Source organism: Sinorhizobium sp. 22678, from assembly GCF_052044265.1.
In the GTDB taxonomy this organism is placed as follows: Bacteria; Pseudomonadota; Alphaproteobacteria; order Rhizobiales; family Rhizobiaceae; genus Sinorhizobium; species Sinorhizobium meliloti_A.
The window spans coordinates 15440-30018 of the sequence record NZ_JBQEMS010000003.1 but is presented as its reverse complement, the minus strand read 5'-3'; the positions used below and the strand labels follow the sequence as shown (position 1 = coordinate 30018).

The 14579-nt window shown below is 64.0% G+C and carries 13 protein-coding genes; 6 read left to right on the top strand and 7 right to left on the bottom strand.

Features of this window, described 5'->3' with window-relative positions:
• The first annotated feature begins 10 nt into the window (after positions 1 to 10).
• The 4 genes from ACTJKL_RS05745 (at position 11) to ACTJKL_RS05730 (ending at position 3815) form a co-directional block, all read left to right on the top strand.
• A complete protein-coding gene (locus ACTJKL_RS05745) occupies positions 11 to 202 on the top strand; it encodes a hypothetical protein (RefSeq protein WP_440852413.1) in 192 nt (63 codons plus the stop codon).
• Positions 199 to 1593: an amidase gene (locus ACTJKL_RS05740; protein ID WP_440852412.1), complete on the top strand. Its 1395-nt coding sequence runs from the start codon at positions 199 to 201 to the stop codon at positions 1591 to 1593. Before ACTJKL_RS05745 ends, ACTJKL_RS05740 begins: the two co-directional genes overlap by 4 nt.
• Before the next feature lie 272 nt (positions 1594 to 1865).
• Entirely contained in the window at positions 1866 to 2603 is a 738-nt protein-coding gene (locus ACTJKL_RS05735) for an alpha/beta fold hydrolase (RefSeq protein ID WP_440852411.1), read from the top strand.
• Positions 2604 to 2633: 30 nt separating this feature from the next.
• Positions 2634 to 3815, top strand: a complete 1182-nt coding sequence (locus ACTJKL_RS05730) for a nuclear transport factor 2 family protein (RefSeq protein WP_338281848.1) — start codon at positions 2634 to 2636, stop codon at positions 3813 to 3815.
• A 1-nt stretch (position 3816) separates the two neighbouring features.
• On the opposite strand, the gene xth is transcribed toward ACTJKL_RS05730, so the two are convergent.
• The 6 genes from xth to ACTJKL_RS05700 form a co-directional block, all read right to left on the bottom strand.
• On the bottom strand, positions 3817 to 4590 hold the full coding sequence (xth, locus tag ACTJKL_RS05725) for an exodeoxyribonuclease III (RefSeq protein ID WP_324764573.1): 774 nt from the start codon (positions 4588 to 4590) through the stop codon (positions 3817 to 3819).
• A gap of 7 nt (positions 4591 to 4597) precedes the next feature.
• Positions 4598 to 5239, bottom strand: a complete 642-nt coding sequence (locus tag ACTJKL_RS05720; protein WP_440852410.1) for an alpha/beta hydrolase family protein — start codon at positions 5237 to 5239, stop codon at positions 4598 to 4600.
• Position 5240: 1 nt separating this feature from the next.
• Complete coding sequence (locus ACTJKL_RS05715; RefSeq protein WP_440852409.1) at positions 5241 to 6326, bottom strand: tetratricopeptide repeat protein; 1086 nt, start codon at positions 6324 to 6326, stop codon at positions 5241 to 5243.
• Positions 6326 to 7210 carry a non-homologous end joining protein Ku gene (gene ku, locus ACTJKL_RS05710; RefSeq protein ID WP_018096241.1) on the bottom strand — a complete coding sequence of 295 codons (885 nt, stop codon included), beginning with the start codon at positions 7208 to 7210 and terminating at the stop codon, positions 6326 to 6328. The genes ACTJKL_RS05715 and ku overlap by 1 nt, the downstream gene beginning before the upstream one ends.
• Before the next feature lie 90 nt (positions 7211 to 7300).
• Positions 7301 to 9757 (bottom strand): DNA ligase D, encoded by a 2457-nt coding sequence (gene ligD, locus ACTJKL_RS05705; RefSeq protein WP_440852408.1) that lies wholly within the window; start codon positions 9755 to 9757, stop codon positions 7301 to 7303.
• A gap of 37 nt (positions 9758 to 9794) precedes the next feature.
• On the bottom strand, positions 9795 to 10631 hold the full coding sequence (locus tag ACTJKL_RS05700) for a bifunctional allantoicase/(S)-ureidoglycine aminohydrolase (RefSeq protein WP_018096243.1): 837 nt from the start codon (positions 10629 to 10631) through the stop codon (positions 9795 to 9797).
• Between the two features lie 133 nt (positions 10632 to 10764).
• Here ACTJKL_RS05700 and ACTJKL_RS05695 point away from each other — a divergent pair, with 133 nt between their 5' ends.
• Positions 10765 to 11658: a LysR family transcriptional regulator gene (locus ACTJKL_RS05695; RefSeq protein WP_440852407.1), complete on the top strand. Its 894-nt coding sequence runs from the start codon at positions 10765 to 10767 to the stop codon at positions 11656 to 11658.
• A 112-nt stretch (positions 11659 to 11770) separates the two neighbouring features.
• Here the strand turns inward: ACTJKL_RS05695 and ACTJKL_RS05690 are convergent, their stop codons facing one another.
• Complete coding sequence (locus tag ACTJKL_RS05690; protein WP_440852406.1) at positions 11771 to 12592, bottom strand: IclR family transcriptional regulator; 822 nt, start codon at positions 12590 to 12592, stop codon at positions 11771 to 11773.
• Positions 12593 to 12761: 169 nt separating this feature from the next.
• Between ACTJKL_RS05690 and gcl the strand changes: the two genes are divergently transcribed.
• Positions 12762 to 14546 (top strand): glyoxylate carboligase, encoded by a 1785-nt coding sequence (gene gcl, locus ACTJKL_RS05685; RefSeq protein WP_440852405.1) that lies wholly within the window; start codon positions 12762 to 12764, stop codon positions 14544 to 14546.
• Positions 14547 to 14579: the final 33 nt, after the last annotated feature.

Below are 14579 nucleotides of genomic sequence, written 5' to 3'. Positions count from 1 at the left end.
GGAGCACGCCATGGCACATTCCGAATCCACGCGGCCGACCCTGTCCATCATCCGGAAGGGGGCCCGCGTCCTCGGCATTTCGATTGCAGCCGAGCGGGAGGCACCCGTTCTGGCCGGTGCGGTGCATCTTCATGGTGCGGCGCAACGCCTGGACCACATCGCAGACGATGACGAAGCGCCGCCGGAGTCTGACGGCCGATGACGGAGAACCCAGCCGACCTCCCGATCCCGGAGGCTGCCGGGCGGCTTCGTGACGGAAGCTTGACCTCCGTGGCGCTGACCGAAGCGCATCTCGACCGAATTGTGGAGCGGGACGGCGCCTATCATGCATTCCTGCATGTGGCTGCGGAAAGCGCGCTCGCCGCGGCGGCGCGGGCCGACGAGGCCTTCGAGCGCGGCGAGGATCGGGGTGCGCTGCACGGCATCCCTGTTGCCGTCAAGGATCTCTTCGACACGGCGGATATGCCGACGACTTATGGCTCGGATCTATATGTCCGGCAAATCCCGGCCGAGGATGCGGAGGTGGTCCGTCGACTGAGGCTGGGCGGTGCCGTCCTGATCGGCAAACTGGAAACCTACGAATTCGCGATGGTCGGCCCGGTCTTCGACCGGTCCTTTCCACCGGCCGCCAACCCCTGGGACGTGCGGCGCTTTACCGGCGGCTCGTCATCCGGTTCGGCAGCGGCGGTCGCCGGCGGCCTGCTGCGCACGTCCGTCGCCTCCGATACGGGAGGTTCGGTGCGCAGCCCTGCCGCCTATTGCGGCGCTGTCGGCTTCAAGCCGACTCGTGGCCGCATACCCATGCGCGGTGTCTTTCCGCTTTCGCCGAGCATGGACCACGTTGGTTTCGTCAGCGCCTCGGTGGCCGAAGCGGCGATCACCTTCGACGCTGTCGCGGACCCTCCAGGTAGGGACGGTAATCCTGCCGCCGCGTGCCTGGGCAGGCCCTTGACGGGATTGCGCATCGGCTATGCTCGCGAATGGTTTGCCGGTGATCCGGAGACCCTGCCGGCGCTTCTCGAGGCCGTCGACGGAGCCGCATCGCTCTTGTCGCTACTCGGCGCGAGGATCGAGGAGGTGACACTGCCAGCCGCGGCAGATTTCGAGGCCGTCGGCGCCGTCATCATCCATGCCGAGGCCTTCGAGGCGCACCGGCGGCAGCTTGCCGAGGCCGGCGACCGCTACAGCCGCAAGGTCTTCCAGAACATCGTGTCGGGCCTCTGCTTGACGCCGGAGGATATTTCCCGGGCTCGTCAGGCTGCCGCGCGCCTGCGCAATCGGATCGACCGCACGGCGTTCGCGGACTTCGATGCGATCCTGACGGCAACGACGCTGACGCCGGCGATACCCTTTGCCGATTTTACCGGGGATGCGGCGCGGTGGACACCCATGCGCACGATCGCCTTCAATGTCACGGGCCACCCCGCCCTCTCGGTCCCTTGTGGCTTTGCCGGCGGCCTCCCGCTCGGGCTTCAGCTTGCCGCCCGGGCAGGGGGCGAGGCGACCCTTTGCCAGATCGGCCATGCCTATGAAGAGGCGAGCGACTTCGCCGCGTCCAAGCCGCCGCGACTGTGGTCCAATTCCGGAGTTTAGAGCACTTCCTCGCTCCGAAATGACGCCTGCCGGCACGAAGGTTAGCGGGCAGCCAGCGACGCCCCGTTCGTCCAGGCACTGATGCGTGGCGAGCTTGCGTCACACAGGAAGAGGCATCCGGGAGGTTCGAAAATGTCCGAGCACAAATTCTATTGCATACGTATTCAAAATCTGCCAATCATTTTTCAGGCACGGCGTCACAATCTTACTTGGCTACCCCTGGAGGCCGGATCGTGATGGCGAAGCGAGCAATCTCTCCGGGCGACCCGACAATGAAGACTTCTCAGTCAATGGACGATCCGCGACCGCCGCTCCTGCTTTTGCCGGGCACAGCCTGCGACCGCCGGGTGTTTGCTCCGCTTATAGAGAGGCTTGGCGATTACCCGGTTCTGATAGGCAGTATGGGCGGCGCCCGCACCATGGCGGCGCTGGCCGAGGCCATTCTTGCGGACGCGCCGCCCTATTTTCTGCTCGCCGGCTTTTCCCTTGGAGGTATCTGTGCGCTCGAGATGGTAGCACAGCAGCCAAAACGGATCGGCAAGCTCGCTCTGATCGACACGACGGCGCGTCCGGATCCGCCCGCCAATGCGGCGGTGCGGCGCAAGGCGGTCGCGGATGCGCGCGAAAAGGGCATGGACGGCTTCATCCTCGATGCCTGGCCGCGGCTGGTGGCGCCCGCGAATGTCCATGATACGGGCTTGCGCGACACGATCGTCGCCATGGCACGCGACTGCGGCCCCGACCGGCTTTCCGAACAGGCAGACGTCGCCATAAACCGCGCGGACAGCCGCCCGAGGCTTGCTTCCATCACGCAGGCGACACTGGTGCTTGCCGGAGAGGACGAGGAAGTATGCCCGCTCGATGCGCAACGGGAGCTCGCCGCCGGCATTGCCGGCGCGGAGCTCCACCTCATCGCGGATGCCGGCCATTTCGCACCGCTTGAGAACCCCGAACCCGTGGCGCTCGTCATGAAGCGCTGGCTTGCAGCCGTTTCCGCCCCCCTATCGTAACCCTACGGAATTCCAATGGAAGGACATCTCATGAGCGACGACACTACCAAGGCAGCAAAAGCCATGGCGCAGAGCCAGCGAAAGGAGCCGGTGGAGCAGGTTCTGCAGGTCGAGCGCCGCGACTACACCGAACTCGCCCCGGTCGACCGCCCCCGCAGCCAGTCGCTCGACGGTTTCGATGAGATATACACTGATATCGTCGACTACATCGTACGATGCACCCATCGGATCTGGGACGAGCGCGATATCGGTCTGATCTACACGCACTACACCCACAACTGTGTCCTCTACGGCACCCTCGGCACCATCTACAATCGCGAGGACGTTGTCCGCGACACGATCCAGCGGCTCGTGTCGCTGCCGGAGCGGCGCGGCATGGCCACCCAGGTGCTCTGGCGCGGCAACGATGTCGAGGGGTTCTACACGTCGCATCTCGTCACCGGTTCTGGCCGGCATACGCAATCTGGTCATTTCGGGCCGCCCACCGGCCGCACCTTCGTGGCGCGCACGATCGCCGACTGCATGATCCACCGCAACAAGATCTATCGCGAATGGGTGGTCGCCGACACGATGGCTATCATCAAGCAGCTCGGTCTCGATCCCCATGCCTTTGCCGAAAAGCTTGCCCGATCCTCGTTCGACAAGGGGCTCCTCTCGCTCGATATCGGCGAGAACCGCCGTCTGCTCGGTCAATATCCGCCCGAGGCGGAAGCGGACGTCTCGCTCGCGCATAACGATATCGAAGCCTATACGCTGCGCTGGCTCCACGAGATGTTCAACGGGCGCATGTTCGGAAAGATCAAGGATGTCTACGCCCCGACCTGCCAATATCACGGCCCGCTGATGAAGGAGCTCTACGGGGTCGCAGCCGTCACCCACCAGCATCTTGGCCTTATCGGGTCGATTCCCGATGCCGCCTACACGGCGCAGCACATCTGCTCAAACCCCTGCGAGGAAGGCGGCGTCAAGGTCGCGGTGCGTTGGCTGATGGAAGGTCATCACCTTGGCTACGGTATTCTTCAGGATCTCGGCGAACCGACAGGTGCCCGACTGCAGGTCATGGGCATGACCCATTACCACTACAAGGACGGGAAGATCGTCGACGAATGGAATGTCTATGACGAGCTTTCGCTGCTGGTACAGGTCAAGCTCGCCGCATTGGCTCGCCAGTCGGGCGCTGCGGATGCATCGCAGGCTTACAGGGACAGCTAGACTAATCCCGCAGCGACACCCATACCGGCGCGTGGTCGCTCGCTCCTTCAAGCGCACGGATCTCCCGGTCGATGCCGGCGCCGGTCAGGCGGCGCCGGAGCTTGCGGCTCAAGAGAATGTGATCGAGGCGAAGGCCGGCGTCGCGCTGCCAGCGGTTGCGGCGGTAGTCCCAGAAAGTGAAGAGCTGATCTTTCGGGTGGATCTTGCGCAGCGCGTCGAGCCAGCCCTGATCGATAAGGCTCCGGAAGGCTGCGCGGCTTTCCGGCTGGACGAGGGCGTTGTCGTCATAGGAGCGGGTCGGATAGATGTCGCGCGGTTCCGGAACGATGTTGTAGTCGCCGGCGAACACCACCGGCACCCCCGTCTCGAGCAGCGCGGCGGCGTGCTGGTTGAAGCGCAAGTGCCAGGCGAGCTTGTAGTCGAATTTCGGCCCGGGCTGCGGATTTCCGTTGGGCGCATAGAGCGACGCGATGAGAATGCCGTTCACCGCCGCCTCGATGTAGCGGCTTTGCGTATCCGAGGGGTCCCCGGGCAATCCGGTTCGCGTGAGCACCGGCTCGCAACCGCGGGCGAGAATGGCGACGCCGTTCCAGGCGGCTTGGCCCCGCCAGACGGCGCCGTAGCCGGCTTCCTCGATCGCGGCCTTCGGAAACTGTCCGTCCGTCGCCTTGAGCTCCTGCAGGCAAACCACGTCCGGCTCGGCCGCAGCGAGCCAGGTCAAGAGGATGTCGAGCCGCTTGTTCACACCGTTGATGTTGAAGGTCGCGATCTTCATGAGGAGCTCAAGGGGCGAGGCGATCCGCCCATCGCGCGACCGCCTCGGCCAGCGTCTTCAGGTGATCTGCGGTCGAGAAGCCTGAGACCTTCTTGCGCGGCTTCAGGTCGTGGTCGCCGTCCTCCAGCCAGAGAAGTTCGATCCTGTCGGAGAGCGCGTATCGCGAAACCTCGGCGCGGGTGCCGAATTCGTCGCGGGTCCCTTGGCAGATCAGTGCAGGCGTCTTGAGATCGGCGAGATGCCGGGTGCGCAACTGCTCCGGTTTTCCGGGGGGATGGAAGGGATAGCCGAGGCAAAGGAGCCCGGCGATCTTCCCTTCGGCATGAAGGTCGTCGGCGACCATGCTGGCGACGCGGCCGCCCATGGACTTGCCGCCGATCACGAGAGTGCCTTGGGCGCCGAGTTCGGCAATGGCCGCCCGATACTCCGGATTGAGCGTTTCCGCACGGGGCGGGGGCTTGCGTCCGTCGGCAGTGCGCCGCGCTGCCATATAGCCGAACTCGAAGCGGGCGACGCGAAAACCCACCCCTGCAAGCGCCAGGGCGGCCGCGGTCATCGAGGTCGAATCCATCGGCGCGCCGGCTCCGTGCGCGAGGAGGATGGTGACGGGCGCATCGCCCGGCCCGTCGAACAGGAATTTTCCGTGCATGTCAGCCAGCCGTTCTGGAGAGGAGATGCAGGTTCACGAACTGTACGCCGCGTTCTGCCGCGCGTGCCCATTCGGAATGCTGATCGAGCTCGAGGTAACGCGTCCACCAGCGGCGGGCCTCAGCGAGATTGCCGGCGTCGAACTCCAGCTTCGCCAGATTGAAGATGGCATCGGCGTAATCGCCATCGATATCGATCGCTCTCCTCAGATGCCGCCTGGCCGTGTCCGTGCGGCCGCGTTCGCCCATCAGCCCGGCCAGGTTGAACCAAGCCTCGACGAAGCAAGGATCGAGCTTGATGGCGCGGACATAGTCCTGGGCCGCTTCGGCCTCCCGCCCCGCGGCCCTGAGGCAGTTGGCGCGGTTGAAGGCTGCAACCTCGTCGGTGCGGTCGATGCCGAGATAGCGCTGGTAGAACGCGGCCGCCTGGTCGTATTCCCCCGCTTCTTCGGCCGCTTCGGCCTGAGCGAACAGATCTTCGAGCGCCTCCTCGTCGGGAGAGCCGATATCGAGCAGCAATTGACCGTCGAGCTCGCTCAAGCCCTCGGCGCGTCGCGCATAGATCGCATCCTTGCGTTCATGGTGCAGCGAGAGCGCCGTGAGGGAGGCAACGTTTCCGGAGCGGTGGACCGAGCGCGCGATCGCGCTCCAGACCGCGCCGCTGGCCATCAGGCCGGCATATTTTCTGGCGAGGATCAGATCGCGGAAGGAATAGGGCTCGCCGTCATGCTCGAAAGCGTCGAACAACGACAGAAGATCGAGGTGGCGCGGGGAGATGCCGGACTGGTCGACGAGCGATTGCCGCGTCAGCGCCGATGTTTCCGGGGCGCTCGCCAGTCCGAGCAGGCGGAGAAAGCCGTTCTCGCTGAGCACGCACCGACGCTGCCCGCTTTCGCTGTCGAAGCGGGCCTCGATCTCCGCTTCGGAGGCCTTTGCGAGCAGCCCGCGCCCGAAGACCACGAACTTCGTCTGCCTGTTGACACCGCGCCTGAGGTGTCCGCCCTGGCGCTCGACCTCGCGCGCCGCCAGCCGCCGCGGAAAGGCGGCGAGCGCGCCCACGATACCGAATGTCCGACCGGCAACCGCCATCAGGCTTTCTTCTTGGCCGCGGGTTTTGCCGTCACGCGTTTCGCCGCCGCGGCTTTGGCAGCGGGCTCCTTTGCCGCGGGCTCCGCCTTGGGCTTGCTCCTGGCGGGCGGTTTGGCCTGCGAAAGGCTCGCCTTTAGGGCATCCATGAGATTGACGACGTTGCCGCGTTCGGGCGCCTGCGCGATGATCGGCTTGTGACCCTTGAGCTTCTCGCGGATCATCTGCATCAGCGCGACCTCGTAGCGGTCTTCGTACTGTTTCGGATCGAAGGTCGTCGTCTTCTGCTCGATGAGCGCTTCGGCAAGCTGCAGCATCTCGGGATCCGGTTTGCCCACCGGAATGTTGCCGAAATAATCCGCCGTGCCGCGCACCTCGTTGGGATTGCGCAAGGTGCAGACGAACATTCCGGTCTCGCGCGGACCGATGGTCACCACCCTTTCGCGGCTGGACAGCACGAGGCGGGCGATCGCGAGCTTCCCGCTTCGGCGCAGAGCTTCACGCAGGACGACGAAGGTTTCCTCGGCCATGGCACCGTCCGGCGCCAGGTAATAAGGGGCGTCCTGGTAGATGACGTCGACGGAATCGGCATCGACGAAAGCCTCGATGTTCATGGTGTGATTGGATTCGATCCGGACGCTTTCCAAATCCGAGTCTTCGATGATGATGTATTTCTTGTCTTCGTATTCGTAGCCCTTCACGAGGTCCGAACGCTCGACGAGGCCGAGCTCCGGATCGACGGGCTTCATGTTGATCCGGTTATGGGTGTCCTTGTGAAGCTGATTGAAGGAAATGCGCTCGCTTGCGCTGGTGGCGGGGTAAAGCCTCACCGGACAGCTCACGAGACTCAGTCTGATATAGCCCTTCCAACTTGCCCTGGGTGCCATGGTTGTCTCCTACGCGGCACTACGATCACATCTGCCAGAGCGGGATGAGGAAAATGCATGCGGTCTCCGCCTGCATCCCGCGCTCAACGACTACAGTATAGACAGATCCCTCGCGAAGTCGTCGATATCGGCCCAGGGATCGCCGGACGTGGCCAGAAGGCCCGGCAGCGAAGAATAGTTCAAATCCGCCGGAGCGTCGATAGTCTCCAGATCCGCCCAGCTGAGCGGGGTCGAAGCGGGCAGATTGGTGCGGGCGCGCAGCGAATAGGGGGCCGCCCAGGTATGGCTGCGGGCGTTGCGATGGAAGTCGATGAAAATGCGCCTTACGCGGTTGTCCTTGCCCATGGTGGTGGTGAAGATGTCCGGAGCGGTGGCCGCGAGACGGGTCGCGAGCGCGCTCGCCGCCTGATGGAATTTTTTCCAGTCGAGTTTCGGCACGACCGGTACGACGACGTGCACTCCCCTGCCGCCCGATGTCTTTACGAAGGGCACGAGGGTAAGCGCCTCGAGTTCGGCCTTGATGTGGATCGCGGCCTCGACCACCTCGCGCCAGGCGATGCCCTCGCCGGGATCGAGATCGAAGACGATGCGATCCGGCTTGCCGAGCAGCTTGCGTGTCGTCCCCCAGTTGTGGAATTCGACGACGCCGAACTGCGCCAGCGCCAGGTATCCTCTCGCGTCCTCGACCGACAGGTATGTTTTCGCCTCGCCTTCCGAGTTGGTTGCCTGGAACGTCGCGACCGAAGGCGGCATGCCGGTAAAGGGATGCCGCTGGAAGAAGCAATCCTGCGTCCGGCCGGTAGGGCAGCGTACCAGCGAAACGGGACGGCCGAGAATATGCGGCAGCATGAAATCCCCGATCATCGCGTAGTAGACGGCGAGGTCGAGCTTGGTCGGGCCGGACCTGCCGAAGAGCCGCCGGGTCGGGTTGGTGATCGATATGCCTGCGAGGTCCGCGTCCGAGATCAGGCGCTTTCTCGACATGGAAACCGGCGTCGACAGCTCGACGTCGCGCAGCCCCTTGAAGACGGCGTGCCGCAGGACGTTGTCGGTTGTCCGGTTGCCATAATGGATATGCGCCCGGAGCAAGGGCCGCACCCAGATGATCTCCCGGGGCGCTCCTTCGAGCGTTGCGGCGCCGGCCCGCAAGGGCTCGAGCCGCACCAGCAACTCCCTCAGCATCTGCGCGTCGAAGCCGGTTCCGACCTTGCCGCGATATTCCAGCTCGCCGTCGGCCCACTCTCCGAGGGCAAGCGACGCAATGCCCTCGGCCGCCTCCGAAACGGTGTAGCCGACGATCACGAAATTCTCCGCCTTCAGCGCCTTCGTCTTGGTCCAGGTCTTCGACCGGCCGCTTCGGTAGGGGGCGGAGATGCGTTTGGAGACGATCCCTTCCAGGCCCATCTCGGAGGCCCGGTCGTAAAGCGCGCGCCCTTCGCCCACCACATGATCGCTGAACTGGATCGCCGAGCGGCTTGGGATCTGCCCTGCAAGCAATTTCTTCAACAGTGCCTTGCGCTTCTCGAGCGGGACGTCGAAAAGATTCCAGCCGTTGAGATGCAGGAGGTCGAAGGCGTAGAAGACGAGGCTGTTGCCGGCGCCGGTGGAAAGCGCATCCTGCAACAGCGCGAAGCGGCTGACCCCCGTCTCGTCCAGCACGACGATCTCGCCGTCGATGACGGCATCGCGGCACGGCAGCCGCCGGAAAGCCTCCGGCAGGTCTCCGTAGCGCTTCGTCCAGTCGAGCCCGCCGCGAGTGACGAGGCGCACCTTTCCTTCCGCAATGTGGGCCATGGTGCGATAGCCGTCGAACTTGATCTCGTGCAGCCAGAGCTCGGGCTTTTTCGCGTTCTTTTCGGCTTCCGGGGGGAGAATCGTCTGTGTTGCGAGTTGAGGTTCGATGCGTTCGGGTGGTGCACCCTTGGCCGCACCGGCCAGCGCGCCGGGATTGAGCTTGACCGCCTTTGGCGGTTCCTTCGGCTTCTCCACCAGTTCCTCGATCCGCCGGCCGGATTTGACGCTTTCCGGCCGGGCGGCAAGGATGTCGATCGATGTGTCGGCGGCCGGATCGCGCTCCTTGAAAAGGAGCCAGTTGCGCTGATCCTCTTCTCCCGGGCGAGGCTTCAGACGGGCCAGCATCCATCCGCCATTAAGCTTCTCCCCTGCCAGGCGGAACTTGAAGGCGCCCTTGCGCAGGTCGTCTTCGACATCGCCCATCGGCGCCCAGACGCCCTTGTCCCAGACGATCATCGGACCGCCGCCATATTCGCCTTCGGGGATCACGCCCTCGAAGTCGATATAGTCGAGGGGATGGTCCTCCGTCTCCACCGCCAGCCGCTTGTCGGCCGGGTTGAGCGACGGACCCTTCGGCACCGCCCAGCTTTTCAGAACGCCGTCGACCTCGAGCCGCAAATCGTAGTGGTCGGCGGTCGCATGGTGCTTGTGCACGACAAATCGGTTGCCGCCGCCGGTCAGATTTCCGACCGGCTCCGGCGTCTTCGAAAAATTCCGCTTCTTGCGGTAGGCCTCCAGCTTCGGCGTCGCCATGCACCCAAGCTATGGCGGATCACGGCGGGCTGCAATATCAGGCGAGCCTGCCCGGATTGCCGAGCGTCATATGGCGGTTCACGTCCTTGTAGAGCAGATAGCGGAATTTGCCCGGTCCGCCGGCATAGCAGGCCTGCGGGCAGAAGGCCCTGAGCCACATATAGTCGCCGGCTTCCACCTCCACCCAGTCGTTGTTGAGGCGGTAGACGGCCTTGCCTTCGAGCACGTAGAGTCCGTGTTCCATCACATGGGTTTCCATGAACGGGATGACGCCGCCGGGCTCGAAGGTCACGATCGTGACATGCATGTCGTGGCGCATGTCGGAAGGATCGACGAAGCGGGTGGTGGCCCAGCGCCCGTCCGTTTCCGGCATGGGCGAGGGAGGGATGTCGCGCTCGTTGGTGACGATCGGTTCGGGAAGGGGAACCCCGTCGACTTCCTCATAGGCCTTGCGGATCCAGTGGAATCGCGTCGGCGCACCGGATTCGTTTCTGAGGCTCCATTCGGTGCCGGGCGGAATGAAGGCATAGCCGCCGGACTGCATCAGATGCGTCTCATCTCCGAGCGTCAGATGGAACTCGCCGTCCACCACGAACAGCACGGCCTCGGCGCGGGGATCCGTCTCCGGCCGATTGCTGCCGCCGGAAGGGCCGACTTCCATGATATATTGCGAGAAGGTCTCGGCGAAGCCGGAAAGCGGGCGCGACAGCACCCAGAGCCGTGTATTGGTCCAGAAGGGCAGATAGCTCGTCACGATGTCGCGCATGACGCCCTTCGGAATGACCGCATAGGCCTCGGTGAAGATGGCGCGGTCGGAAAGCAGGCTGGTCTGAGGCGGGTGGCCGCCTTCCGGAAAATAGTAGTTCTTCTGCATGTGAATCCCATCGAATGCCAGGTGAAACGGGTTCTTCCGCCTCTCCACCAGAACTTTACAGGCTTGATCCGTGATACGTCCAATATATTGTTCCACTCGATCCAGAGGAATGATGTATCGATAGGACTTCGCGATGGAGCTACGTCACCTGCGCTATTTCGTTGCTGTCGCCGAGGCCGCCAGTTTCACGGCGGCAGCGAGGAGTCTCAACATCTCCCAGCCGCCATTGAGCCAGCAGATCAGGGATCTGGAGGCGGAAGTCGGCACGCGGCTCTTCGAGCGTTCCAGCCGCAATGTCGAACTGACCGAGGCGGGCGCCGACTTTCTCGAACACGCCCGGATGATTCTCGGCCAGGTGGAGCATGCGACCCGCCAGGCGCGCGCCATCGGTTCCGGGCAGGTAGGAGCGCTGAACATTGCGACGACCGGCTCGGTGCTGCTGGGGCCGTTGTCCAACCTGATCGCGCGGTTCCGGGATGCGTGGCCCGGCGTGTTCGTCCGTATCCATGAAATGGACCCCGAGGCGCAGGAGGCGGCCTTGCTGTCCCATCGCACCGACCTCAGTTTCGTGCGCAGGCCTCGAAACCATCCGGATCTCGTCGCGAATGTCGCCTGGCATGAGAAGGTGGGTATCGCCTTGCCCGAGCACCATCGCCTGGCGGATTTCGGGAAAATCGCGCTCGGCGACCTGCGGCAGGAAAGTTTCGTCTTCCTGAGGCTCGCGGACTCCCGCTTTGCCCGCTACCTGCATGATTGCTGCGTGGCGGCGGGATTCGTCCCTGATATCACGAACGAGGTCGTGGAATCCTATTCCCTCACCAGCCTCGTTGCCGCGGGGCTCGGCGTCGCACTCGTCCCGGAATGCATCAGGACTCTTTCGCGACCGGGGGTCGTCTACCGGCCGCTCGCCGACCCCGCGCCGGAAGCCGACGTGTACGTCATCAGCCGGCCAAACCCCGGACCCGTCGTCGCAGCCTTTCTGGAGGCAGCGCAAGGCTCGCCGGGCAAAAGGATCGATGCCGGGTGAGATAGGTCGAGGCCGAGCCGCTCGCCCTCGCTTCCGCGTTCTGCCTGCGGCATCCGCCGCGGATACGGACTTCGAAGCATGACACACCAGACCAGCTGGATGCGGAGCGCCTTCAGCCTTCCTCCGGCCTATGCCCGCCGATCGCGCGCGTCAATTCGTCCGCCGTGCGGCGCACGGCGGGGCCGAGGATGCCGAGTCTCTCGTCGTCGATACGGACGGTGGGGCCGGAGATCGAGATGCCGCCGATCGCCTCGCCGTACTCGTTGAAGAGCGGGGCTGCGATGCAGCGCATGCCGAGCGTGTGCTCTTCGTCATCGACCGACCAGCCGCGGAAGCGGATCTCCTGAACATTGCGTATCAGGTCCTGCAGCGTGGCGAGCGTCCGACCGGTAAAGCAGGGCAGCGTCCTGCCGCTCAAAGTCTTGGCGATCTCCGTATCGGACCAAGTCGACAGAATCGCCTTGCCGATGCCGGAAGCGTGGATCGGGCCCCGCCGCCCGGGACGGAAGAAGGCGCGCATCGGCGCGTGGCTTTCGACCTGGGAAATGAAAACGACGTCGCCGTCTTCCTCAATGCCGATATTCGCCGTCTCGCCGCTTTCCTCCATGAGCCGCTTCAGGAAAGGACGGCTGATCGTGCCGAGCTTGCGGAAGCGCAGGAAGGCGTTGCCTATCTCGAAAGCCTTGACGCCGACGGTCCACGTGCCGGCCTCGGCGTCGTTCGCCACCATCCCGTGTTGGGCGAGCGACGTCAGCAGCCGGTGCACGGTCGAAGGTGCCATGCCTGAGCGCTCCGAAAGCGCGGTCAAGGTCGAGCCGTCCCCTTCGGCGATGATCGCCAGCAGGGACAGGCTCCTGTCCAGCACCTGAACGGAAGCCGGGGCGGCGTTCTCTCCCGCCTTGCGCCCTCTCTTTCCCCTGCCGTTCGCCTCCATGCCAGTCTCCAAATCAGTTGCCGCCTGAGATCATGCTCTACAGCCATTGCATCCGATTTTCTCCTATTTGTTGAAAATCTTTATTTCCATGTGATGGGAATGATTTCCAAAAACTCGTTGAAACAGGTGCGGGATGGATTTACCTTCCAATCAAACAGGAGGAGTTCCCATGGCCAAGATGCGCGCAGTCGATGCAGCGGTTTATGTTCTGGAAAAAGAAGGGATTGATTGCGCCTTCGGCGTACCGGGCGCGGCGATCAATCCATTCTACTCGGCCCTCAGGGCGCGCGGATCGATCCGTCACATCCTCGCTCGCCACGTCGAGGGGGCTTCGCACATGGCGGAGGGCTATACCCGCGCCAAGCACGGCAATATCGGTGTCTGCATAGGCACCTCGGGCCCGGCCGGCACGGACATGATCACCGGCCTCTACTCGGCATCCGCGGATTCGATCCCGATCCTCTGCATCACCGGGCAGGCGCCACGTGCGCGTCTCGACAAGGAGGATTTCCAGGCGGTCGACATCGCGAAAATCGCGGCGCCGGTCACCAAATGGGCGGTCACCGTCATGGAGCCGGCGCTGGTCCCCTTCGTCTTCCAGAAGGCCTTCCACCTGATGCGCTCGGGTCGGCCGGGGCCGGTCCTCATCGACCTGCCGGTCGACGTCCAGCTTGCCGAGATCGAATTCGATCCGGAAACCTACGAGCCGCTCTCCGCCTACAAGCCTTCCGCCACCCGTGCGCAGGCCGAAAAGGCGCTCGCCATGCTCAATGAGGCAGAGCGGCCGCTGATCGTCGCCGGCGGCGGCATCATCAATGCGGACGCTTCGGATCTTCTCACCGAATTCGCCGAGATCACCGGCGTTCCGGTCGTTCCGACACTGATGGGCTGGGGCGTCATCCCGGACGACCATCCGCTGATGGCCGGCATGTGCGGCCTGCAGACCTCGCACCGTTACGGCAATGCGACGCTGCTCGCCTCCGATTTCGTCTTCGGCATCGGCAATCGCTGGGCAAACCGCCACACCGGTAACGTCCCGACCTATACGGAGGGCCGCAAGTTCATCCATGTCGATATCGAGCCGACGCAGATCGGCCGCGTCTTCGCGCCCGATTTCGGCATCGTCTCCGACGCAGGCGCCGCGCTCAAGCTATTCCTCGACGTCGCGACCGAATGGAAGACTGCCGGCAAGCTGCGCGACTGGTCGGCCTGGGCCGAGGAGTGCCGCGAGCGCAAGCGGACTATGCTGCGCAAGACCCATTTCGATCAGACCCCGCTGAAACCCCAGCGTGTCTACGAGGAGATGAACAAGACTTTCGGCCGCGACACCTGCTACGTCTCGACCATCGGCTTGAGCCAGATTGCCGGCGCGCAATTCCTGCACGTCTACAAGCCGCGCAACTGGATCAATTGCGGCCAGGCCGGTCCGCTCGGTTGGACGCTGCCGGCAGCACTCGGCGTGCGGGCCGCCGATCCGAACCGGAAAATCGTTGCGCTTTCCGGCGATTACGATTTCCAGTTCCTGATCGAGGAACTCGCGGTCGGCGCCCAGCACAAGCTGCCTTACCTGCATGTCGTCGTGAACAATTCCTATCTCGGGCTGATCCGTCAGGCGCAACGCGGCTTCAACATGGATTTCGAGGTCAGTCTGGCCTTCGACAACATCAATGCCGACGGCGATGCGGAGAAGGGTTACGGGGTCGACCATGTGGCGGTTGCCGAGGGGCTCGGCTGCAAGGCAATCCGCGTCAGGAGCCCAAATGAATTCGCCGACGCCTTCGATCGGGCGCAAGCGCTGATGGAAGAGCACCAGGTGCCCGTCGTCATCGAATTCATCCTGGAGCGCGTCACCAACATCGCCATGGGGACGGACATCAACGCGGTCGTCGAGTTCGAGGAACTCGCCGAGCGCGGCGAGGATGCCCCGACCGCGATTGCCGCCCTTCTCGATTGAAGAACGTCCTGCGCGGTTCCGCCCGCATCCCGC